Origin of the sequence: Polynucleobacter asymbioticus (assembly GCF_018687575.1) — a bacterium.
In the GTDB taxonomy this organism is placed as follows: Bacteria; Pseudomonadota; Gammaproteobacteria; order Burkholderiales; family Burkholderiaceae; genus Polynucleobacter; species Polynucleobacter asymbioticus_C.
Genome location: NZ_CP061297.1, coordinates 941,244 through 964,416, shown reverse-complemented (window position 1 = coordinate 964,416; position 23,173 = coordinate 941,244). Strand labels below are relative to the sequence as shown.

Below are 23,173 nucleotides of genomic sequence, written 5' to 3'. Positions count from 1 at the left end.
CAAAACCTGCATCCGCACCCTCGAATTGACCTATCAGAAAGTAAAAACACATCCGTGCTGTCCGCATCTAATATCACTATGCAGTTTGGGGCAAAACCCCTGTTTGAAAATATCTCCGTTAAGTTTGGTGGCGGTAATCGCTACGGCCTGATTGGCGCCAATGGTTGCGGTAAATCCACCTTCATGAAAATCTTGGGTGGTGAGTTAGAGCCAACCAGCGGCAATGTGAGCTTAGACCCGGGCATTCGTTTGGGTAAATTACGTCAGGACCAGTTTGCGTATGAGGATGTACGCGTGCTGGATGTGGTGATGATGGGTCACGAAGAGATGTGGAAGGCTGCAGCCGAGCGAGATGCCATCTACGCCAATCCAGATGCCACTGATGAAGATTACATGAAGGCAGCTGAGCTCGAGGGCAAGTATGCTGAGTACGGCGGCTATACCGCAGAGGCAAAAGCAGGGGAGTTGCTATTAGGTATCGGTATTCCGATCGAGCAACATAATGGCCTCATGAGCAATGTTGCACCTGGCTGGAAGTTGCGTGTTTTGCTAGCGCAAGCACTGTTCTCTGATCCAGACGTACTGTTGCTGGATGAGCCAACCAATAACTTAGATATTCATTCCATTCATTGGTTGGAAGATATTCTGAATCAAATTAAGAGCACGATTGTCATTATTTCCCATGACCGCCACTTCCTCAATGAGGTATGCACGCACATGGCCGATATGGACTATGGAACCCTCAAGGTGTATCCAGGAAATTATGACTCTTACATGCTGGCGTCCGTCCAAGCAAGATCACAACAGCTCAGCAACAACGTAAAAGCCAAAGAAAAAATTGCTGAATTAGCAGCTTTCGTGGCTCGATTCTCAGCGAATGCATCGAAGGCACGTCAGGCAACCTCACGTCAAAGACAGTTAGAGAAGATTGAGATTGTTGAGGTAAAACCTTCCTCCCGTCAGAACCCATTTATTCGGTTTGATACCGAGAAAAAACTGCACAACATGGCTGTTGAGTGCAATGCACTGACTAAGGCTTACGATCGTCCAATTTTTAAGAACTTTAAGATTGGTATTCGTGCAGGTGAAAAGATCGCCATCATTGGTCAAAATGGTGCAGGCAAGACAACACTGTTAAAAACGATCTTAAGCAAACGCTTCGATGGCATTCCTGCTGATAGCGGTGATGTGAAATGGGCTGAAAACGCTAATGTGGGTGTGATGCCGCAAGACAATACAGAGATGTTCGCAAAAGACGAATTACTCATGGATTGGATGAATAACTGGCGCAATACAGGCGATGATGATCAGGTCATTCGTGGCACATTAGGCCGCTTGCTATTCTCAGGCGATGATATTGGCAAGTCTGTCAAAGTACTATCTGGTGGCGAGAAGGGCAGAATGATTTGGGGTAAATTGATGCTTCAAAAATACAATGTCCTAGCAATGGATGAGCCTACCAATCACATGGATATGGAATCCATTGAGAGTTTGCAGATTGCACTCGAGAAATTTGATGGCACCTTAATCTTCGTTTCTCATGACCGTGAATTTGTATCTGCTTTAGCTAACCGCATCTTGGAAGTGAAGATGGACGGCACTGTAGTTGATTACTCGGGAACCTACGAAGAATATTTGCGCAGCCAAGCTTTAGCTGGCTAAGTATTTTCTTTAGCTTGACGCTGGAATCGCATTGCAGTGCCATCGGCACGAATGCGTTTCCATACCGCATCTTTTTCTTCTTGACTAAAAAATACCCAATTACTGACCTCACCTAGAGTGCGACCACAGCCCTGGCAAATTTCATCGTAAAGGGTTGTGCAAACTCCAATACACGGAGAGTCAGAGGCATCATCACCAACGGCCAAAGAATTCGCTCCAGCTTGCTCTGATGGGTTATTAGAAGAAGTCATGGCTGTACTTTAGACGATTTCAGCGGAATGTGTTGCTCGAGCTCATCGACATAGGCAGCCATACCCTCATGCTCACGCTCTAAGAAGCGCTTTACTGCTTTTGAAAAGCCCGGATCCTCTATCCAATGTGCTGATTGGATTGTGGTTGGCAAAAACCCCCTTGCCATCTTATGTTCACCCTGAGCGCCTCCTTCAAATATCTCGATGCCCTCATTGATGCAATACTCAATTGACTGGTAATAAGCTAACTCAAAATGCAGACAGGGAATATGTTCAATGGCACCCCAGTAACGACCATACGCTTTTGAATTGGGTTGGTCGACTACGAGCAAGGAGGCGGCAATCGGCCTCTCATCGAGAATGGCAATAATGAGATGAAAATGCTCAGGCATATCGCGGCCTAGTAATTGAATACATTCCTCCGACAAGTAGGGGGCAGAGCGATGCTCAATATAGGTGTTTTCGTAACAGCGATAAAAGAATGCCCAATCATCCTTGGTGGCGATGGATCCAGGAATATGGCGATATTGAATTTGATGCTGAGCAACAGCGGCACGTTCTCGCCGAATATTCTTGCGGCGTTTCATTGTTAGTGCAGCAAGAAACTCTTCAAAATCTGCATATCCAGCGTTATGCCAATGAAACTGTACAGAGTCACGCATCATGAAACCCTGTTTCTTGAACTGCTCTAATTCATCATTCTCAGGAAAGAGGACGTGAGCCGAGGAAAGGGTATTTTGGCTTACTAGTGTTTTCAAGCCTGAGGCTAAGATATCTTGTATGGCATCTCTATCCGCCTTTGGTGACACCAGTAATCTAGGCCCTCGAACTGGCGTAAAAGGAATGGCTGATAAAGCCTTTGGGAAATAATTCATGCCATTCTGTTCATAAGCCTGAGCCCAAGCCCAATCAAATACAAACTCGCCATAGGAGTGCTGCTTAAGATAAAGAGGCATTGCTCCAAGTAGATTGGAATCGGAATCCTCAACGAGTAAGTGAGCCACCTGCCAGCCAGTATTGCCACCAACACAAGCGGTTGTTTCTAGTGCATTTAAAAATGCATACTTTAAAAAGGGTCCAGCATTGGGCGAGAGGAGATCATTCCAAGCACTTTCAGTAATATCTGAAAGACTATTGATGACTCGAAGTTGGATAGCGCCTTGCTTCAACTCAATTAAGAAGAATTTAGTGTTGAATTAATTCAATTTTGTAACCATCTGGATCGGTAACAAAGGCAATCACAGTATCCCCGCCCATGACTGGTCCAGCTTCCCGGGTAACATTGCCACCAGCAGCCTTGATTTTTTCACAGGCGGCATAAGCGTCAGGCACACTAATGGCGATGTGTCCGTAGGCGCTACCGAGCTCATAGCTATCTACGCCATGGTTATACGTGAGCTCAATCTCAGATTGTCCATCTGCATTTCCTTTACCAAAGCCTACGAATGCGAGAGAGTATTTTTGCTCTGGACGTTCAGTCGTGCGAAGTAAGTTCATCCCTAGAACTTTGGTATAGAAATCAATCGAGCGAGTCATATTGCCGACTCTGAGCATGGTGTGTAGGATCATCATCTTTCAAATATAAAGGTAAAAGTGGATTCTCGTTGGACAAGAAAAAACCCAGGGGGTCAGCCTGGGTTAGGGCATCTAAAGAGATCCAAAATTATTGGATCTTGGCTTTAGCACGAAGCTTTTGCATTAACTCAGAGAATTTTGCCTTTTGCCAATTCTGATCAGCGGCAATCATCTGCTTTAACTGATCTTTAATTTCATCCATGCTAGGTGCCTTGACATCGCGCACATCGTCTAATTTAATAACATGCCAGCCGTATTGGGTCTTTACTGGCTTGTCAGTGATCTGGCCTTTTTTAAGCTGCACCATTGCCTTCGAAAACTCTGGAACGAGTGACTTATCGCTGACCCAACCAAGATCACCACCATTAGGGGCTGAACCAGGGTCTTTTGACTTTTCTTTGGCAATCTGTGCGAAGTTACCGCCAGCCTTAATTTGTGCAGTAATCGCTTTAGCATCAGCTTCTTTTTCAACAAGGATATGCTCAACGTGATATTCCTTGCCGGTGTACTGTCCTTTCACTTGCTCGTAAGCAGCTTTAAGCTCAGCCTCTGTTACGCCTTCTCTTTCAACGTAATCCTCAAACACCGCAGCAATTAATATACCCATCTTAGATTGCTCCAACTGCTCTCGAACGGATTCTTTTTGGGTGATACCGCGGTTGTTTGCCTCTTGCAGAATGAGTTCACGCGTCACCAACATTTCCCTGCCTTGATCGCGAACTTGAGGGTTGTCTGGTTGATTCGATTTTTGAATCAATTTATCCAACTGTGCTTTTGGGATAGGCTTTCCATTCACGATGGCAGCATTTTGCGCATGAACTGCTGGTGAGAGAAGTGCTAGGCTAAAAGCGCTAATGGTCAAAATTTGGCGTGTGTTCAACATGGGCTAGTAAATAAATAGGGGTAAAAGTGAATCTTAAAGCAATCTGGGTTTAATTAGTGCTTTCACTAGGGGTGAAAGCCAGAATAGTGAGAGCATGAATCGCCTCTGGAAAGTGCTGATTTAGGGCTGCGTAAATGGCTCTGTGCCGCGCCACCTTATTCATCCCCTCAAATTCTGGGGCTACGATTGTGAGTTTGAAGTGTCCTCCACCCGAAGCGGCACCGGCATGACCTGCATGCAGATGGCTTTCATCGTCGATAGCTAATTTTGCTACTTGAAAAGCCGATCGTAAGTCTGCCTCGAAGTGTGCAATTCTCTGCTGATTGATGCTCATTCTGAAGGTTGCTCCATATGGCGACTTAGCCAGATTCCTTGAAGAATGACAAAGACAATCAGTAAAGCAGTGCTGCCAAATAGCTTGAAGTTAACCCAGGTTTCCTCTGAGAACTCAAAAGCGATGTAGAGATTCAGGGCGCCCATAAAAAAGAAGAACAATGCCCAGGCCATATTCACTTGATGCCAAACTGATTTGGAATTGCGCTCTTTCAGCGTAATCTGTTTGCCCATTAATACCTGAATCCAGTTCTTTTGAAAAAACTGGGCGCTAATAAATAATGCGCCTGCAAATAGCCAATAGAGCGCTGTTGGTTTGAGCTGAATAAAGGTCTTATCGTGGAGAAATATGGTCAGGCTTCCAAATACGAGAATCATGACGAGGCTAACCCACTGCATCGCATCAATTTTTCGATGGCGATAGTAGACCCAAAGAATTTGCCCAATTGTGGCAACCATCGCTACGATGGTTGCGGTGTAGATATCGCCAAATTTAAAGGCAATAAAAAAGAGGATGATCGGGAAGAGGTCGAAAAGAAATTTCATGGAGTGATTATCCAGCTATTTAAGAGTTACTCTGGTTTACCGGAGGAAGCATTCGCAGATGGTTCAAATTTCAAAGATGCCGAGTTGATGCAGTAGCGAAGCCCTGTGGGCTGAGGGCCATCCTCAAACACATGCCCTAAATGGGCATCACATTGAGTGCAACGTACTTCCGTGCGAATCATCCCATGAGATACATCTCGAATCTCCGTGATTGCGTCATTATTTTCAGGGGCACTGTAGCTGGGCCAACCGCAGCCAGCGTCAAATTTGGTTGAGGATGCAAATAGGGGAGTATCGCAACAAATGCAGCGATATTGACCATTGGCCCAGTGATCCCAAAATTCACCAGAAAATGGTCTTTCAGTTGCAGCTTCGCGGGTCACGCGATATTGAATGTCACTGAGTATATTTTTGTATTCCTGATCTGTTTTCTTAGTCATGGTGTTTCGTGTGTTGGGTTATGAGGAGCAGCTCACTTCAATGCGCTGCATATCGAGGGCTGGTGGTTTCGAGTAGCTATCAAACGTTGGCTGCTCATCAAATGGTTTGCTCAGTATCTTGAATAGGGTATCAACTTCAGAAAAATCATCTTGTTGCGCCTTTTCAATAGCTACTTGGGCTAGATGATTTCTCAGAATGTACTTTGGATTGACTCGATTCATTAGATCTTTTCTATCATCATCACTGATGAGCTCGGACTGAAGTCTATTGATGTAATCGGTAAACCATTGATCGATACTTTCACGATCGATAAATTCATTTCTTTGCGGTATTGCTAGTGGTTTGGAATCTTTTTTGATATTACTGAGGCTGCGAAAGAAGTTGGTGAAATCGACTTTTGAGTCATGCATCGACTGCAAGAGTCGTTCAATCAGCTGAATGTCATCATCTTGCTCAGATTGCAATCCTAGTTTTAAGCGAAATGTCCGTTGCCATTCTTTCGCATAGGTAAGAGGAAACTCTTCTAAGGCAGAGCGCAACAGTTCTTGAGAATCTTCCGCAGAATGTTCCAGTTCTAATAGGGGTAGCATTGCGCTTGCAAGACAGGCCATATTCCAATGCATGATCTGGGGTTGACGATGGTATGCATAACGACCCCCATGATCACTGTGATTGCAGATGTGATCGATTTCAAAGTGATCTAAAAATCCAAAAGGGCCATAGTCAATGGTAAGACCCAAGGCGCTAATGTTGTCACTATTTAAAACGCCATGACAAAATCCTACCGCTTGCCAAGCGGCAACTAATTTTGCATTTCGGGCACTAATTTCCTTAAATAGCTCTAAGTAGGAATCTTTTTTGGATGCGCACTCTGGATAAAATTCATTCATCAAAAGGTCTGCCAATTCTTGCAAGCGAGTTACATTCTGAAGTGACGCAAAGTGCTCGAAATGTCCGATGCGGATAAAGCTTGGGGCAACACGAGAACAGACCGCTGCAGTTTCCATAGTTTCTCGTCGAACAGACTGCTTTGATCCTACTAGCGCAAGAGCCCGGCTAGTGGGTATACCCAGGGCATGCATTGCTTCGCTACATAGAAACTCACGAATTGAAGATCTGAGTACAGCTCTTCCATCACCCATTCTGGAGTAGTGCGTTCTACCAGCACCTTTTAGTTGCAGTTCCAGCTGATTGATATCGCCAAGCAGAATGGCTCGACCATCACCCAATTGTCCAGCCCATGAGCCAAATTGATGTCCGCTATAGACTGTAGAAATTGGGTTTGAAAATGTCTGTGTTCCGACATGCAGTTGATTTCCCGCCAAAACCGCTAACCACCCTGGATCTTTTGGCAGGTCATTATCCCCAAGCTCCAAGCCAATCAGTTTGGCAACAGAAGGGGAAAATGCCACCCAGTAAGGATCGGGTAGCGGGGTAGGTGGGGTTACTTGGCAGACATCATCGCCACGAAGGGTAAAAGGCATATTTGTATTCTATGGGCAATTCACAAGCGTCGCAGAAGCTACTAAAATGACCCTATGACAAATAAAGTACAACTAAATGCGGCAACTCAGCTTGCCAACCTAGGTGAAGAGTTGAATGTTCCTTTTTTGAAGCTGCTGGGCGTGCGTCTGATCAGCGCAGAAATGGGCAAGGGCGAAATCCTTTTAGCGCTGAAACCTGAGCATACTAATACTTGGGACGTAGCTCATGGTGGCGTATTACTTACCCTTATGGATGTTGCTATGGCAGTTGCTGCTCGCTCTAGCGATCCCGGCGATCGAAGCGTGGTGACTGTTGAGATGAAAAATAATTTTATGCAGGCTGCCAATGGCATCTTGAGAGTAAAAGCAGACACTGTACGACGTACCGCCACAATGGCTTTTTGCGAGGCTAAGCTCTACAACGATCAAGGTGAGATCTGCTGTATGTCGACAGGGACTTTTCAGTTTATCAAGCGTCTAGCAACTAAAAATGCAAATGGCGAACGAGTCATCAATGAGGACTCTCGTCAGCAAAAGTAATTTAGCTTTTTGCGTCCTTAGACCGAAAGGTTTGATCCTGGAGCGGCGCTGAGCTCTCCAGTAACAACATCATGGCCTACGGTGCCATTTGCATCAAATCGTCTCTCAACCATCTCGAATTGACCATCTTTGCGGACGCGCAAAATAGTGCTGGAGCGGGTTCCATAAGAGGGGGTCTTGATGAAAGCAGCCGATAGGGCCTTCTCCCAATCTGGGTTGACTCCAGTGCTAGGCAATTCCTGCGGACTGGCTTCATGCGTATCGGCCAATACACGCAAATAGTGATCTGCATTTTTTAGTTGACCACTATCCATAGCAAGAGTTTGTGCAAATGCTGCCACCCGGTGATTCACTTTGGGCCATGGGGTATCGAGCATGGCATTCGATAAGCCATAGACTCCAGGGTTGAGGGCCTGTTCGGGAAATACTTTTCTCGGGCGAATATTTTGACCCATCATGAGGCGGTTGCTTACCCAATGCATTTCAGCATTTGCTGGATCACTTAAATCTGCCATCAGTAAATTAAAGCCGTTATATTGCTCAAAGCGCTTAGAATTTTCCTGTATGAAAGCATGCGGCTTGTGATGACCAGTCAGGTAGCGAAGACTGAGTTCACCACGAGTTCTTGCATCAGGATTTTTTTCACTAGGCGCTCTGACATTCGTGAGCGCAGCAAAGCGACCTGTCTTTGTAAAGCCTAGCCATGTTCCTGGACTTCCTAATACATCTGCCCGATCCTTGCCAGCCAATAGGTGAGGGTGGTCTGACCACCATCCCATAGGATCAGTGTCGCGCTCATAAAACTCATCTCGATTCGCCGCGACCACCAAGGGGTAGTCTGGATGAGATTTCCAGGCGAAAAGAATTAGGCACATAAGAAAATGAATCAATCCCTGGAGGTTAAATTTCTAATAAAGGATATGGCAGTTGATCTATTTTTAACACAGGCCCATCAGAGCTACCCAAATGAATTGCTCCAGCCTCAAGGGCATCTAACTTGCACTCCAACTGAAGATCAATCCGATCTATATTTTCTGGATTAGCTGCAGCAAGAACCACCATGCCGCATGGCTGACTTGCATCGCTATCTTGAAATAACTCCACACCAGGTTTAGCAATCTCAAGGGATGTTGTGCTTGAAGTAGTGTGAGCAAGTTGCAGCCTACGTTTTACCGCCCCTCGGTATTGACTGCGCGCAACAATTTCCTGGCCAGGGTAACAGCCCTTCTTAAAATCCACGCCTGCAACAGATTCAAAGTTAATCATTTGGGGAACAAACTGTTCTTGGGTTGCCATCACGATTCTGGGGATTGCACTCAACACCTCTAAAGAATTCCACTGGCTTAAAGACGCCTCATCAACCGTCAAGTTGGTGGATTCTGTTTTCTTTTTAGCAAAAAGAATTCTCTGAAAGGATCGATTTTGAGTCAAGACATCTGGGATACGTAATGCAATGGAATCCTTTAGCGTGGAAGGAGATTCAGCATCCTGAACGTATTGATAGGACCCAAATACATCCCAGTCGTTTGATGCATCCATCACTTTGACTTTGGATCGCAATACATACATCGATAATCGTTTAGCTGTAGTCGCAGCTATGTCTCTAGATATAAAGAGTGCAAAACGGTCGTCTGAATCAGCAGATTCTGGGAATAATCCTAACCAAGCGCTGGCTAAAAGCCGTCCTTTTGGACTGCAGTAGCCAACCAAGCGCACAGAATCAAAACCTTGCGCGATCCCATCTATGGCTGTACGCCTCAGGCTAACTACGGAATTGCTCAATTGACTTTGGAGCAAAGTGGCAGCATCAGGCCCTTCAACTAGGATCAGACCCCAATCAGTCAGGGGGGTGGATCCATTGTTCAGGCTAGTGGTGGGCATTAGGGTATTTTCTGGGCTTTGGGTCATGAGCTTTTATCATAGCGTGATGAGCGGAAAATTTCAGAGAAGAACTCTTTTCACAAAACATACAAATGGTGGGGCATGGAAACCCTATGTATTTAGCCTGCTTGGCCTGATTGCCTTCATGTATGGGGTAATATTTTTGTGGCCCGTAGTTCCGTCTTTATCGAACACCCCCGATGGAAGCTCATACAAAGTCAAGATTGCACCCCAATCGGGCTTATCTGCAATTTCAAAGCAACTATCAGATCAAGGTGTATCCGCAAATATTGTGACCGTTCAGATTGCAGCAAGGTCACTTTTTATAGCTTCCAAACTAAAGCCGGGTACCTATCTATTTGCACCTCGCGCTAGTTTAGGCAATATCTTGTTACAAGTTTCACGTGGTGATCGGGTTCGGGAAAGTCTTGCGATCATCCCTGGCATGACCATATGGCAGCTTAGAAGCGTAATTGACAAGCACCCAGCGCTGATCCACCAGACTAAGGGGATGAGCTCTAAGGAGCTTTTACAGGCTATTGGTCTTTCTTATCCAGGCGATGAGGGCTTGTTTTATCCAGATACATACGTATTTGATCCAGATGACACTGATATTTCAATATACCGAAGGGCATCTCAAGCAATGCAAAAGCAACTTACCAGCGCTTGGGAGCAAAAAGATGCACGATCACCAATCAAATCACCTTACGAACTGCTCATTCTGGGGTCGATAGTCGAGAAGGAGACGGGCCGCTCTAGCGATAGAGCCCTCGTTGCAGCTGTTTTTGTTAACCGCCTGAATCTAAATATGCCATTGCAAACGGATCCAACCGTCATTTATGGAATTGGCCCTAAATTTGACGGCAATCTTCGAAAAACAGATTTACGCAAGGACAGTCCATACAATACTTATATGCACAAAGGTTTACCCCCCACACCCATTGCAATGCCGAGCAAAGAGTCGCTGATGGCTGTGATGCATCCAGCTAAAAGTGATGCCGTTTATTTTGTAGCGCGTGGTGATGGCAGCAGCCATTTTTCCAAAACCTTAAAAGAGCATGAAAGTGCGGTTGATCAATTTCAACGAAAACGTAGCGCTTCCCCTCAATCAAATTAATGCCAATCGATATGACAACTCAATTTCCAGGTTATTTCATTAGTTTTGAGGGTATTGATGGTGCCGGCAAAAGCACTCATATTGAAGCTTTCAGTAACCTAATCAAACAGCGTTACTCTGATCGTGAAGTCGTCATGACCCGTGAGCCTGGTGGCACGCAATTGGGTGAGCAGCTCCGCGCTTTATTACTCGATGCCCCGATGAATTTAGAAACTGAGGCGTTGCTCATGTTTGCCGCTCGTCGTGAACACATTGCGCAAGTGATAGAGCCGGCATTAAAAGCCGGAAAGATTGTGATCTCTGATCGCTTTACTGATGCCAGCTTTGCATATCAGGGTGGTGGCCGAGGATTAAGTTTGCAAAAGCTGAATGATTTAGAGCAATGGGTTCAGGGTCGTCCTGACGGTTCATTGCTTCAGCCTAATCTGACATTTTTATTTGATTTACCTGGTGCAGTTGCAGAGGCTAGAAGATCGAAGGTGAGGGCGCCGGATAAATTTGAAAAAATGGACTTAGATTTTTTTGAAAAAGTTCGTCAAGAATATTTGCGTAGAGCCAAGGCAGATCCAAAACGCTTTTACTTGGTTGATGCCACAAAAACTCCGGAAGCCATTTGGAATGAGCTCGAATCTTTAAAGATTGATCTCTAAATGAGTGACTTGATGTTCCCACAAGAGTCGGCCAAAAAAATAGCCCCTTGGCTAGAGCCAGTCTGGAGCAGTATGGATTTAAACGCATTTCCAAATGCTGTTTTGATTCATGGTCAGTCAGGTATTGGTAAGTTTGAGTTCTCCATTGAATTAGCTAAGGCACTCTTGTGCGAGACGTCAGCCGGGACAAAGCCTTGCAATCAATGCGAAGCCTGTCGGTGGTTCGACTCTGGCAATCACCCTGACTTTATTGCCCTTGTGCCTGAAACACACCGCAAGCTGTTGCCTCATGGCGATTTTGATTCTGATTCTGACTCACCTAAAAAGTCTAAAGCCAGCCAAGCCGATGCTGATGGTGATGCACCCGAGAAAAAAGAAAAGAAAAGTATTTCTATTGAGGATGCTAGAGGTGCAATCGAAGGTCTCTCTATTGGCTCGCACCGCGGTGGCAATCGAGTGATTTTGGTTTACCCATTGGAGATGCTGAGATCGGACTCCGCCAATACCTTGCTTAAATCTCTTGAAGAGCCCCCCAAAAACACTATTTTTATCTTACTGGCAGATCGCTTGGATCGAGTTTTGCCAACAATTCGTTCGCGTTGTCGTTTGATATCTGCGCCAAGGCCAGATCGCTTAACGGGATTACATTGGTTACGCACTCAACTGGGAAAGATCCCTGGTTTAAAAATGAGTGATAGCGATGTTGAGTCTATCTATGACGAACAGGGCGGGGCGCCTTATGCTGTTTTAGACTCCTTGATTGCTCGGCACAATAAGGACGAAAAGGATGAGCTCACCATTGCTATTCAAGCATCGCGATATTTGCTTCAGGCAATGTCACAGGGTGCTCGGATTAATTGGTTGGATGCTGCGGATAAGACTCAAAAAGCGCGTTATTCAATATTGTTAGCCACCATGCAACGGTGGGTTTCTGACTTGCAAAGTTGCGCCCAAATGGGCTCGCCTCGCTATTACCCAAAACATGAGGCCGCAATCAAAAGTCTTGCTCAACAAGCGCGTCTTCCTAAGTTACTCCGTTTTTGGAAGTCCTTGACACAGGCAAGACGGCATGAAAACCACCCCCTAGCTACCCGCATTCAGCTAGAAGCATTGCTTTCTCAATACCAGCAGGTATTTGAAGACTAAAATGATGAGTCATGTTTATAGACTCACATTGCCACCTCGATTTCCCTGAATTTCAAACCCGTTTACCTGAGGTTTTGTCTAATATGGCTGCCTCCAAGGTTAGTCATGCTTTGTGCGTTTCGGTGGATATTCCCGATTTTCCCAAGGTAAGAAAGCTTGCCGAGGATCATTCCCACCTGTACGCCTCTGTTGGCGTGCATCCAGACTACGAAGATACCCCCGAGCCCACTTTTGAATTTTTGGTTGGGGAGGCTAAGCATCCCAAAATCGTTGCCATTGGTGAAACGGGGCTGGATTACTACCGCATGGGTGATCGCAGCTATGAATCTATGGAATGGCAAAGAGAGCGCTTTAGGACCCATATACGAGCTGCTATTGCCTCCAAGAAGCCGCTGATTATCCATACTCGCTCATCCTCAGCCGATACCCTCAGAATCCTGAAGGAGGAGGGTGCAGATCAAATTGGTGGAGTGATGCACTGTTTTACAGAGACCACGGAAGTTGCCAAGGCCGCCATAGAAATGGGTTTTTACATCTCGTTTTCGGGCATTGTGACGTTTAAAAGCGCCAAGGACCTTCAAGAAACTTGCAAGCAGGTACCTCTAGATCGAATGCTGATTGAAACAGATTCCCCTTATTTGGCACCCATTCCTTACCGCGGTAAGACCAATGAACCTGCCTGGGTCTCTAAGGTTGGTGAATTTGTGGCTGATCTAAAGGGCATATCAGTTGAATTGCTAGCTGAGCAAACTTCAAATAATTTTTTTCAATGTTTTCAGATAAATAGAACGCTTTCATGAGAAACTCATTTAAATTAGATTCAGCCTTAAGCATCTTCATTTTTTCTATTTCTAGCTTAGCTTTAGCCCAAACCGCTACTCAAATTGATGATTTCACTAAGGCGGCAAAGTTTGATGATGTCTCTGAGGTTCAATCTCTATTGAAGGCTGGGGTCAGTCCAAATACCTTAGATCCAAAGGGCAATCCGATGTTGATCCTTGCCATCCGGGATAAATCAATGAAGGTTACTGATTTACTGCTTTCAAATCCATCAACCAACGTTAATTTGGCTAATAAAAGTGGTGAAAATGCGCTCATGATGGCTGCATTTGATGGTGATTTACCTACGGTAAAGATGCTTGTTTTAGATAAGAAGGCTGCCGTCAATAAGCCTGGTTGGTCACCAATTCACTATGCAGCTACTAACGGACATCTCCAAATAGTCCAGTTCTTGATGGCAAATGGCGCCATGGTTAACGCCTTAAGCCCAAGTGAAACAACACCTTTAATGATGGCTATTGGATCTGGCAATGATGAGCTGATTAAGTATCTGCTTGATAACGGTGCTGATTTGCGTATGCGTAATCATGAGGGCTATACAGCCATTGACGTTGCTCAGCTGTTTGGCAAGGATGATATTCGGGATGGCCTAAAGTCACGTTGGTTAAAACTCTATAAAGAGCCTTATCCAGGCGGCCCAAAGAAGTCTCCTACTTAAGTAATATATGTTCCATCTGCGTATAATCATTATTATGTCAAATAAGAAATTCACGTACGGTTTTAGGGGCTAGATAAGCGAACAAATGTATTTATTCGATCACATAGTCAAACTCCCCGGCTTTCACAATCTACCTAGCTTTAGTACCTTATTTGCAGAGATCAACACCGATATGGGAAACAGCCAGATCTGGTTCGTTTTGATATTGGCGTGCCTTATGCTGACATTCCACGGCATTGCAGTGCTCATGATCGCAGGTACATTTCACTGGATAGATCGAAAGCTAGAAAATCGACGCATATATGGCGCCAACTTTCTATCCTATTTTGTGGCTATTCTTTTGATCATTGCCAGTCATTTGGTTGAAATTGTTGCCTGGGCATATATCTGTGTTGTATTGCAGGTTTTTCCTACCAATCCTCAAACCTTCTATTTCGCCGGTGAAATGTACACAACCGTCGGTTTTGGCTCCTATAGTCTGTCAGAGCAATGGAGAATCCTTCCGATTATTATTTCCTTCTCGGGCATATTTGCCGTCTCGATGTCCGGTGCGGCCTTATATTCCATGATGGGTGCATTACTCAATAGAGGTAATCAAAACCCAAAATCTGGATCTGGATTCTAAAAAGTCAGTCTAATTTTGGAATTGATAGCTCAATTGATGAGCTTAGACTTATCTATCGGCATCTTTTGCTTAAATACAAGCTCCAAAATTCGTCCATTGGACTCCAGGGATCGCATCCTGCCTGGGAGCCAATCTAAGTCCCTGGCGAGCCAGATATCCACTTGCCGCTTATATGGATCATTTTCGCGTTGCATAAGAGCGTAATGACGATTTACGGACTTCCCTAAGCTAGGAATCTCCTCGGATTCTGTCTCGCCATAGCTTTTAAACTGCCACATTTCTAAAGTGTTGTAGTCGACAACGGGAAGCGCCCTAACGCTGCCCGCTTCATCAATCTTGTCACTACCGTTTAAAAGGGAGGCCAATTGGAACATCAAACTGAAGCGATCTTGAGTACCAGGCAGTAACTCTGGCGTGTAATCGGGCTTCTCAGAGAAGTACATCTTCCCTGCTCCGCTCTGGTCCCGATCAAATCTTGAGTAACGTGGAGGCTTTGTCCCGCGTTGAGTCCAATAGATAGATGGTGCAATTCCATATGCATCAACAGAGCCGCGAGATTCAAACACAAAGGGGCCAACTACAGCATATGGAATATTAATGTAAAGGCGATAGTTATTACCTTCGGTTATCCAGTCTAACTGTGCAGTCTGATAAAGCTGCCCATCCATATAGGCATCAAAATAATAGGTGCCAGAATCAGGGAGGCGAAATGCTTGTCCAGCTTGGTTGCCGAGTGCACCCTGCTCTCCTTTACCTTGATCGGATAGGGGATCCGCTGACACTGCATTAGATTGTTTGGGAAGAGATTTTTTCTTTGGTGAACTTACCATCTGAATTTTTTTGGGAGGCTCCACACGCAGATCTGTTTTGATAATCAGATCTTCAGGGATGGGTGGTGGACTGCCAAAAGAAAAAAATGGTAAGCCGAAAAATAAAATCAGATGACCAAATACCGATAGAAAAATTGCAGCAACCAGAATCCAGAGAGATTTTCTGCGAATACCTTGCATCAGGTTGCCGGTATCAATCAAGACATTAATGCTCGATAAATTGAATTACTGCTGGAAGATGATCGGCATAGTCAGCAATTCCATGATCGCTTCCTTCCAAAACTAACTGTTGAGCACCAGAATAAAAAGCAACCATTTCTTTCCAGTCTAAAAGTTCATCACCTTTGGCTGCAATTAAAAAATAACAATGGGGATCGCTAATCGCATCAACTTGTAAGGCGCGCAATTGATCAATGTACTCAGCCTTGAAATCAAAGGGCTCTTCACTGTCGTAAGCTGTCATCATTCCGACATGAGGCTCAAGTTCTCTTGCCGCATATACAGCAGGATTGAGCACAATGCCTTTGCATCGATATTTCTCAGCGAGGTAGTTTGTATAGAAGCCCCCTAAGGATGACCCGATAATGACGATATGATCAGCTTCCGATTGATCAATGTGTTTGACCACCATATCCATGCTTTGCTTTGGTGATGCTAATAATTGAGGACAATACCATTCATATGTGTTTTCTACTGATGAGAGCGCCCTCACCGCTTCACCAGTCATCACTGCCTTGGTAGAGTTTGGAGATGAGCGAAAGCCGTGAAGATAGACCAATAGTGTTGTTTTCATTTAAGCAGCTTAACTCTTTTGCCCAATTTCAAAGTTCGCCATTTTTTCAAGCGCCTTAACCATAGCCGAGTGATCCCAAGCTTTACCGCCATGAGCGCTACAGGAGTTCAAGAGCTCCTGAGCAGTTGCCGTATTAGGCAATGAGACGCCTAAGGCTTTAGCGCTACTAAGGGCTAGGTTTAAATCCTTTTGATGTAATTCAATTCTGAATCCCGGATCAAAGGTTCTCTTGATCATGCGCTCACCATGAACTTCTAAAATCTTGGAACTTGCAAAACCACCCATGAGTGCTTCGCGGACTTTGGCAGGATCAGCCCCAGCTTTAGCTGCAAACACCAGAGCTTCAGCGACAGCCTCAATGTTTAGAGCCACAATAATTTGATTGGCTACTTTGGTAATTTGACCGGCGCCATTGGCGCCAACCAGAGTGATGTTCTTGCCCATTAACTCAAATACGGGCTTCACTGCTGCAAAAGTTGCTTCACTGCCACCGACCATGATAGTGAGCGTGGCACCTTTAGCACCAAGTTGACCTCCTGAGACGGGGGCATCCAAATACTCACATCCCAGATCATTAACTTTTTTAGCGAATTCTTTAGTAGCGATTGGTGATATTGAGCTCATATCGACCACAATTTTTCCTTTGGTCAATGCTAAAGCGATGCCATTTTCACCAAAGAGAACTTTTTCTACATCCGGAGTGTCCGGTACCATCGTGATAATGATGTCGGCTTTGCTGGCTACTTCTGCTGGGCTTGAACATGGGATGGCCGCGCTGCTAGCCAGCTCCTCTGGGATTTTGCTGCGAGTATTGATAAACACCTCATGGCCAGCAGCCACTAAATGGCCTGCCATGGGAGCGCCCATGATTCCGAGACCAACAAATCCTAGCTTTAACTTATTCATGATGTCTTTCTGATTTATTCTTGTTCGTATTGACCCATCCACCCAAGACCAGCTTCGGTGGATTTAAGGGGTTTGTATTCGCAGCCGATATAGCCGGCGTACCCAAGACGATCTAGCAATCCAAAGAGATAGTCGTAATTAATTTCGCCAGTACCAGGTTCATTACGACCCGGATTATCAGCCAATTGGATATGCGCAATTCGGCTAAAGTACTTTTGAATCGTATTCGCCAGTTCCCCCTCCATGCGCTGAGCATGGTAGATGTCGTATTGCAAAAAGGCGTTATCTGCGCCAACCGCATCCAAAATGGCTATGCCCTGCTCCGTCTTAGATAGGTAAAAGCCTGGGATATCAAAGATATTGATTGGCTCAATTAAAAGCTTTAGCCCCACTTTTTTGAGTTCGCTAGCAGCGTATTGCACATTGGCAACAAAAGTATCGTGCAATGCTTTGGGGTCAGCCCCTGCAGGCACTTTACCGGCTAGGCAATTGAGCTGCGGTACACCCAAGATGGTGGCATATTCAATCGCTTTGGCAACGCCAGTACGAAACTCAGCAACCCTATCCGGTAGGCAGGCGATTCCACGCTCTCCAGCATCCCAATCCCCTGCCGGTAGATTATGTAAGGCTAGCTTCAAGGCATTGTTATCTAATGCAGATTTAATAGCTTGCGCATCAAATGCATAAGGAAACAGAAATTCTACAGCTTTAAATCCAGCGGTCTTGGCAAGCGCAAAGCGCTCCAAGAAGGGGGCTTCGTTGAATAGCATGGTGAGGTTGGCGGCAAAACGGGGCATCTCGTTCCTTTGAGTTCAATCAATGAGAAAGGACTGATGTTATCAAAGAAGCTAATAAATTTCTGTGGGCAGCAAGTGTTGGCACTTTAAGTGAAATTTGGCTTAAAAATACGCTAATATGAGAATAGCAATACTTAATATTAAGGAAAGTTATGAAAATTAAATTCGCTCCAATTACTCTCGTTGCCGCCGCTTTGCTGGCTGGTCCAGCATTGGTGATGGCTCAATCAACTGCTCCAAATGCTGTAGTTGTTGATGCGGCTGTAACCGACAACATATTCCAGTTGTATGAAGGTACAGTGACCAAGATTGATAAGAAAACGCGCACGATTTTCTTTAAAAACAATGAAGGTGAATCCAAGTTTGTTGCCGGTCCTGAGATCAAGAACTTTGATCAAATCAAAAAAGGCGATCGCCTCAGTGTTACCTATGAACTCGCTGTTGCAATTGAGCTCATTAAAACCAAGAGTGATGGTATCCGCAGCAAGGTAGAAACTTCATCTGAAGTAGCATCAAAGCCAGGCGAAAAACCAACTCGCACTATCACTAATACAACAACCATCATTGCTGATATTGTTGATGTTGATCGTGCCAAAAAATTAGTATCAGTTAAAGGTCCAAGTGGCAAAGTCACGGTAGTTACCGTTAAGAATCCCCAGCTATTAGCGGACGTTAATGTTGGTGAGCAAGTTAAGGTGATTTATTTTGATGCAATGGCTGCATCAATTACAACGCCTAAGAAGAAATAAAGAAAAAAGTAGTTCGTTTTAAATGCAGGGATCTCATTTGAGTATTCGCATCTTATGGGTCCTTGCACTCATCGCCCTGCTCTCAGCTTGCGCTAACACTACTCGCTCAGGGGTTGTAGGCATCAATCGCTCCCAGTTCATGATGGCCTCTTCTGAGGATGTCAATCGCATGTCTGCGGCTAGTTATAACGAGCAGAATCAAAAAGCCAAAGAGAAAAACATCCTAGTCACATCTGGGCCTACTTATGATCGCTTAAAGTTGATTGCGAATAGACTGATCCCACAGACCGAGGTATTTCGTGATGACACAAGGCAATGGGATTGGCGATTAACTCTTATTGATGCGCCAATACTTAACGCCACCTGCGCACCCGGGGGGAAAATTACCTTTTACACGGGGATTATTGAACAACTGAATTTAAGTGATGATGAAATTGCCGCCATCATGGGACATGAGATTGCTCACGCCCTCAGGGAGCATGGTAGAGAGCGTGTATCCCAAGCTGCCGCCCAAAATGTATTAGTCAACATTGCTATGGCTGTTGCCGGTCCCTACGGTTCCGCAGTGAGCGCTGCTAATCAAGTGGCCCATTACGCAATCGTTTTACCCAACTCCAGAGAAAATGAGTCTGAGGCAGATGCCATTGGATTGGAGCTTGCAGCAAGAGCGGGCTATAACCCAAACGGTGCTATTAGCGTTTGGCAAAAGATGCTGAAGGCAACAAAAGATAAAAGCTCACCAGAATTTTTATCCACGCACCCCTCTGGTGAAACCCGTATTGAGCAATTAACAGCATTAATGCCAGCGGTTGAGCCTCTATATAAGGTGGCGCCAAAACCGGTGCCCACTAAAAAACCCTAAGAAAGACTGTGCGGGAATGAAAAAAGCCCCTGATGTAGGGGCTTTTTAAACTTACTTGGCGGAGCGGACGTCCGGCTAAAAGCCCGTCTGCATATGATGTTTCAGGCCTGACCATCAAATGTCGGGAAAATGTAGGGAAAGTTATCCACAAGCAATGCCGTCATGAAGCACCCCAGAAATGCTTTAAATACACATCCTATGCATTTCCATATCTATGCATACAGACTTAAAATGAAACTATGAAAAAGCTCATTTTGGCAGTTCTGTCTTTGTTCTCAATAACTCTATCCGCTCAGGCTATTTATGATGCCAATGGCCAATACAAGGGTTATACGCAAACATCGCCAAGCGGTGTTACAACTACTTACACCCCAAGCGGTCAATCAGTCGGGTCTTCCCAGATTGATAATGGCCAAACTAACTACTATTCACCAAATGGTGCTTATGTAGGTACAAATACCGCTACCCCTGCCCCAGCAACGCCAAATACAACCATCAATACTCCACGCCAAGCGCCTCAAGCGCCAGCACTAAAGGGCTGGTAGTTAAATAGCGGTTTTAGAATTATTTATATCTTCAAAAACGCTCTTAGCAAGTAAATCTTTAAATCTAGCTCTTAGCTTATCGTCATTTAATAGCTTAGTAGTCATTGCTCTATGGCTATCCATACTGGAAATTAAGCTATCAAGCATTTCTTCCTCAAACTTTGGAGATTGACTGAACTGGTCTTCACTATTAGCCATAGCCTGCTTGCGAAGCTCTTCGTTATCCATCATCTTTGCTTTGGCATTATTAAAGAGATTGATTCGGTCTGTATCGGTTATATCCGGGAATAAGTCGTTAAGCTTATTTAGAAGCTCTTCAAGACGAACTACCTCTGGGTCTTTGGACTTACCACTACCAGCCCCGGTGCCACCCTTGAGGGTTGCATCATCACCAGTTAACTTAATTGCACGTGTTTTATCGGCCTCAAGCCTGTAGTGTGTCATCTCAAGACCGGTCAAATCAATTGGCAGGCGACGATTCTCGGGTTTAATTAATGGAGCTAAATGCCTGAAAAATAGGTATTTAGCCTCCAAGTCCGTATCAGCATAATTGACGATTTGGGACAAGAAATCATAGAAACGGCAAAATGTTCCTAAGTCCTTCTCGAAGAGAGCCAATCGGTCAAGCTCTTCTTTGTCATCACTCTCTTCTGCTGCGTTAAATAATCCATTGAAGCGTGAAACTGGTGAGGATAAGGCCGCCTGAATATCTTGCTGACGAGCTTTAGGTTTGCGATAAGCCTCAACAAAGTTTTTTACATCTTGCTCTGAATATATGCCTTGTTTGCCAAGTTTGGTCTCCAAGTCATAGACCATATTTGGGTCCGTTGTTGCTTGTAACTCTGTAGTTTCGTAATAAGGCTCGAAAGCCAAGCGGATAGTTTCTGTATCGTTTACGAAATCTAAGACATAAGTAATGTCTTTGCCAAAAGTTGTTCTATTTAGGCGAGATAAGGTCTGAACAGCTGTAATACCATCAATGCGCTTATCGACATACATCGCCATTAGTAGGGGCTGGTCAAAGCCAGTTTGAAATTTATTAGCAACAATCAGAACCTTAAATTCGTCGGTGGCAAAAGCCTCGCGAATTCCCATTCCCTTTTGTTGCTTATTCATACTACCTTCAGTGAACTTTTCGCCACCATACTCGGGGTCTTCAACATCGCCAGAAAAAGCAACTAAAGTAGCGAGCTCTTTTGCATAGCCCTGAGACTGAATGTACTTATCCATTTCAATCTTGTATCGCACAGCTGCCTGCCTAGAATCGGTAACGACCATAGCTTTTGCTTCGTCGTTTAAGCGCCAAGCAACGTTAGCTCTAAAGTGCTCAACAATAATGGCTACCTTTTGGGAGATATTATGCGGATGCAGCCTTACCCAACGAGCAATCGTTTTAGCAGCATCCGATTTATCAACCTCTTTATCGTCCCAATCTTTACCGTTATGTGCAAGCTTATATGCCACCTTGTAAGGCGTGTAGTTCTGCAATACATCCAAAATAAAGCCTTCTTCGATAGCCTGCTTCATGGTGTATTGATGAAAAGGCCTTGGGATACCGTTGACATCTTTTCTACCAAACAGTTCAAGCGTCTTGGATTTTGGTGTGGCTGTAAAAGCCAGGAAGCTGACGTTTGGAGGTAAAGCTCGGCTTGCAGTTTCACGCTCCAAATAGTCCTCATAGGTCTCATCTTCATCAACCTCAACCTTTTCGGAGCTAAGAGCCTTACGTAGCTTGCCTGCGGATGCCCCAGTCTGAGATGAGTGAGCCTCATCAGCGATAACAGCAAAGTTACGCTTAGATAGGTCGGCAGTTTCTCGAATTTCTTTGAGAATGAATGGAAATGTTTGTAAGGTGACGACAACAATCATGGCGCCACTTCGTAGTGCCTCAACGAGCTGCCCAGACTTTGAGCCATTTTCAGAATCAATGGAAACAACTAAGCCTGGAGTTTGCGAGAATTGATTGATTGTGTCCTGCAATTGCTCATCTAAGACCGTACGGTCAGTAATCACAATGACCGTATCGAATATCTTTTTGTCCTTAGCATCATGGATAGTCGCCAACTTATGAGCACTCCAACCAATTGTGTTGGACTTGCCAGAACCTGCAGAGTGCTGGAATAAGTAATTCTTACCTGCACCCTCTTCCTTGACGGCCGCGACAAGCTTAGTCACAGCATCAAGTTGATGGTATCTAGGAAAAATGAGGGTTTCTTTGGTTTTCTTTTCGCCATTCTTTTCAATAACCTCTTTTTTCTCTAGCTGAATAAAGCTCTCTAGAATCTTGAGGAATTGGTCCTTTTGAAACACTTGCTCCCAAAGGTAGGCGGTTTGATAGCCAGCTGGATTAGGTGGATTACCTTTGCCACCATTAAATCCCTTATTAAATGGCAAGAAGTAGGTATCCATACCAGCCAGCTTGGTAGTCATCCATACCTCTGATGTAGAAACGGCGAAGTGAACTAAGGCACCACGCTTAAATTGAAGCAGTGGCTCAATTTGTTTTGTTGTAGGGTCTTTTGGATTTCGGTCAGTACGATATTGATTCTTTGCATCGTCAATCCCTTGAGTGAAATCAGTTTTGAGCTCTAGAGTAGCGACTGGAATGCCGTTAACGAAAAGAACTAGGTCAATGGAGTTGCGATTATGTGCAGAGTAATGCACTTGACGCATGACGCGAAGACGCACTTTGTTGTACTTAGCCTTCACCTCTTCATTAAAGCTATGCGCAGGGGCAAATTGAATAAGCTCAAAGCCGCCTGAACCCGCACCAGTGGCTTTAAAGCCTTTTCGTAGAGCATGTAAAGAACTCTCGGTCTCCGTGACCTTTACCAAACGGTCAAGAGCAACCGTTTCGCTTTTGCCATTGTGAAAACTCTTCAATCTAGCCCAAGCTTCTGGTTGGGTATCTTGAATCCAGCCCAAAAGGTCCTCTGGAAATAATGCACGTTCCACATCGTAGCCAGTGTCATCTTTTGAATATAGCCAACCATGAGACTTTAAGTAGTCGCAAAGGTCTTTTTCAAATTCGATTTCGTTATGTATAGCCATTTATTTTC

26 protein-coding genes are annotated in these 23,173 nt (G+C 44.9%); 11 read left to right on the top strand and 15 right to left on the bottom strand.

Features of this window, described 5'->3' with window-relative positions; translation table 11 throughout:
* The first annotated feature begins 54 nt into the window (after positions 1–54).
* Complete coding sequence (locus AOC19_RS04755; RefSeq protein WP_215374142.1) at positions 55–1,662, top strand: ABC-F family ATPase; 1,608 nt, start codon at positions 55–57, stop codon at positions 1,660–1,662.
* Here AOC19_RS04755 and AOC19_RS04750 read toward each other — a convergent pair.
* The 8 genes from AOC19_RS04750 to AOC19_RS04715 form a co-directional block, all read right to left on the bottom strand.
* Positions 1,659–1,913, bottom strand: a complete 255-nt coding sequence (locus tag AOC19_RS04750) for a DUF1289 domain-containing protein (protein ID WP_215374139.1) — start codon at positions 1,911–1,913, stop codon at positions 1,659–1,661. The two genes, AOC19_RS04755 and AOC19_RS04750, sit on opposite strands and share 4 nt — an antisense overlap.
* Positions 1,910–3,082, bottom strand: a complete 1,173-nt coding sequence (locus AOC19_RS04745; protein ID WP_215374136.1) for a GNAT family N-acetyltransferase — start codon at positions 3,080–3,082, stop codon at positions 1,910–1,912. Before AOC19_RS04745 ends, AOC19_RS04750 begins: the two co-directional genes overlap by 4 nt.
* A 16-nt stretch (positions 3,083–3,098) precedes the next feature.
* A complete protein-coding gene (gene gloA, locus AOC19_RS04740) occupies positions 3,099–3,485 on the bottom strand; it encodes a lactoylglutathione lyase (protein ID WP_215374133.1) in 387 nt (128 codons plus the stop codon).
* Positions 3,486–3,576: 91 nt separating this feature from the next.
* Complete coding sequence (locus AOC19_RS04735; RefSeq protein ID WP_215374130.1) at positions 3,577–4,371, bottom strand: peptidylprolyl isomerase; 795 nt, start codon at positions 4,369–4,371, stop codon at positions 3,577–3,579.
* Between the two features lie 49 nt (positions 4,372–4,420).
* Positions 4,421–4,705: a BolA family protein gene (locus tag AOC19_RS04730; RefSeq protein ID WP_215374128.1), complete on the bottom strand. Its 285-nt coding sequence runs from the start codon at positions 4,703–4,705 to the stop codon at positions 4,421–4,423.
* The gene (locus AOC19_RS04725; RefSeq protein ID WP_215374125.1) at positions 4,702–5,250 is read right to left on the bottom strand and encodes a septation protein A; all 549 of its coding nucleotides are present in this window, start codon (positions 5,248–5,250) and stop codon (positions 4,702–4,704) included. The genes AOC19_RS04730 and AOC19_RS04725 overlap by 4 nt, the downstream gene beginning before the upstream one ends.
* A 26-nt stretch (positions 5,251–5,276) precedes the next feature.
* Positions 5,277–5,690, bottom strand: a complete 414-nt coding sequence (gene msrB / locus AOC19_RS04720) for a peptide-methionine (R)-S-oxide reductase MsrB (RefSeq protein ID WP_215374122.1) — start codon at positions 5,688–5,690, stop codon at positions 5,277–5,279.
* An 18-nt stretch (positions 5,691–5,708) separates the two neighbouring features.
* Positions 5,709–7,175, bottom strand: coding sequence for a protein adenylyltransferase SelO (locus AOC19_RS04715; protein ID WP_215374119.1), 1,467 nt, complete (start codon positions 7,173–7,175; stop codon positions 5,709–5,711).
* Between the two features lie 54 nt (positions 7,176–7,229).
* Between AOC19_RS04715 and AOC19_RS04710 the strand changes: the two genes are divergently transcribed.
* Entirely contained in the window at positions 7,230–7,715 is a 486-nt protein-coding gene (locus AOC19_RS04710) for a PaaI family thioesterase (RefSeq protein WP_215374116.1), read from the top strand.
* Positions 7,716–7,732: 17 nt separating this feature from the next.
* Here AOC19_RS04710 and AOC19_RS04705 read toward each other — a convergent pair whose 3' ends face one another.
* Entirely contained in the window at positions 7,733–8,590 is an 858-nt protein-coding gene (locus tag AOC19_RS04705; RefSeq protein WP_215374113.1) for an NRDE family protein, read from the bottom strand.
* A 25-nt stretch (positions 8,591–8,615) separates the two neighbouring features.
* On the bottom strand, positions 8,616–9,623 hold the full coding sequence (locus AOC19_RS04700; protein WP_215374111.1) for a YgfZ/GcvT domain-containing protein: 1,008 nt from the start codon (positions 9,621–9,623) through the stop codon (positions 8,616–8,618).
* A gap of 19 nt (positions 9,624–9,642) precedes the next feature.
* Between AOC19_RS04700 and mltG the strand changes: the two genes are divergently transcribed.
* The 6 genes from mltG (at position 9,643) to AOC19_RS04670 (ending at position 14,632) form a co-directional block, all read left to right on the top strand.
* Positions 9,643–10,713, top strand: a complete 1,071-nt coding sequence (gene mltG / locus AOC19_RS04695) for an endolytic transglycosylase MltG (RefSeq protein WP_215374108.1) — start codon at positions 9,643–9,645, stop codon at positions 10,711–10,713.
* Between the two features lie 11 nt (positions 10,714–10,724).
* Positions 10,725–11,363 (top strand): dTMP kinase, encoded by a 639-nt coding sequence (gene tmk, locus AOC19_RS04690; RefSeq protein ID WP_251367980.1) that lies wholly within the window; start codon positions 10,725–10,727, stop codon positions 11,361–11,363.
* The gene (locus AOC19_RS04685) at positions 11,364–12,509 is read left to right on the top strand and encodes a DNA polymerase III subunit delta' (RefSeq protein WP_251367979.1); all 1,146 of its coding nucleotides are present in this window, start codon (positions 11,364–11,366) and stop codon (positions 12,507–12,509) included.
* Positions 12,510–12,520: 11 nt separating this feature from the next.
* The gene (locus AOC19_RS04680) at positions 12,521–13,309 is read left to right on the top strand and encodes a TatD family hydrolase (RefSeq protein WP_215374101.1); all 789 of its coding nucleotides are present in this window, start codon (positions 12,521–12,523) and stop codon (positions 13,307–13,309) included.
* On the top strand, positions 13,306–14,007 hold the full coding sequence (locus tag AOC19_RS04675) for an ankyrin repeat domain-containing protein (RefSeq protein ID WP_215374098.1): 702 nt from the start codon (positions 13,306–13,308) through the stop codon (positions 14,005–14,007). The genes AOC19_RS04680 and AOC19_RS04675 overlap by 4 nt, the downstream gene beginning before the upstream one ends.
* Positions 14,008–14,224: 217 nt before the next feature.
* Positions 14,225–14,632 (top strand): ion channel, encoded by a 408-nt coding sequence (locus AOC19_RS04670; protein ID WP_251367978.1) that lies wholly within the window; start codon positions 14,225–14,227, stop codon positions 14,630–14,632.
* A 29-nt stretch (positions 14,633–14,661) separates the two neighbouring features.
* On the opposite strand, the gene AOC19_RS04665 is transcribed toward AOC19_RS04670, so the two are convergent.
* The 4 genes from AOC19_RS04665 to hyi are packed head-to-tail and all read right to left on the bottom strand — an operon-like array spanning position 14,662 to position 17,958.
* Positions 14,662–15,663, bottom strand: coding sequence for a DUF3108 domain-containing protein (locus AOC19_RS04665; protein WP_251367977.1), 1,002 nt, complete (start codon positions 15,661–15,663; stop codon positions 14,662–14,664).
* Positions 15,664–15,667: 4 nt separating this feature from the next.
* Positions 15,668–16,255 carry a YqiA/YcfP family alpha/beta fold hydrolase gene (locus AOC19_RS04660; RefSeq protein ID WP_215374093.1) on the bottom strand — a complete coding sequence of 196 codons (588 nt, stop codon included), beginning with the start codon at positions 16,253–16,255 and terminating at the stop codon, positions 15,668–15,670.
* 9 nt (positions 16,256–16,264) lie between these two features.
* On the bottom strand, positions 16,265–17,161 hold the full coding sequence (gene glxR, locus AOC19_RS04655; RefSeq protein WP_215374090.1) for a 2-hydroxy-3-oxopropionate reductase: 897 nt from the start codon (positions 17,159–17,161) through the stop codon (positions 16,265–16,267).
* Positions 17,162–17,175: 14 nt separating this feature from the next.
* Positions 17,176–17,958, bottom strand: coding sequence for a hydroxypyruvate isomerase (gene hyi / locus AOC19_RS04650; RefSeq protein ID WP_215374087.1), 783 nt, complete (start codon positions 17,956–17,958; stop codon positions 17,176–17,178).
* A 152-nt stretch (positions 17,959–18,110) separates the two neighbouring features.
* Between hyi and AOC19_RS04645 the strand changes: the two genes are divergently transcribed.
* From AOC19_RS04645 to AOC19_RS04635, 3 genes are all read left to right on the top strand, one after another.
* Complete coding sequence (locus AOC19_RS04645) at positions 18,111–18,707, top strand: hypothetical protein (protein WP_215374084.1); 597 nt, start codon at positions 18,111–18,113, stop codon at positions 18,705–18,707.
* 37 nt (positions 18,708–18,744) lie between these two features.
* Positions 18,745–19,569: a M48 family metallopeptidase gene (locus AOC19_RS04640; RefSeq protein ID WP_215374081.1), complete on the top strand. Its 825-nt coding sequence runs from the start codon at positions 18,745–18,747 to the stop codon at positions 19,567–19,569.
* Between the two features lie 239 nt (positions 19,570–19,808).
* Entirely contained in the window at positions 19,809–20,114 is a 306-nt protein-coding gene (locus tag AOC19_RS04635) for a hypothetical protein (protein ID WP_215374078.1), read from the top strand.
* Here AOC19_RS04635 and AOC19_RS04630 read toward each other — a convergent pair whose 3' ends face one another.
* Complete coding sequence (locus tag AOC19_RS04630) at positions 20,115–23,165, bottom strand: type I restriction endonuclease subunit R (RefSeq protein ID WP_215374075.1); 3,051 nt, start codon at positions 23,163–23,165, stop codon at positions 20,115–20,117.
* Between the last annotated feature and the right edge of the window lie 8 nt (positions 23,166–23,173).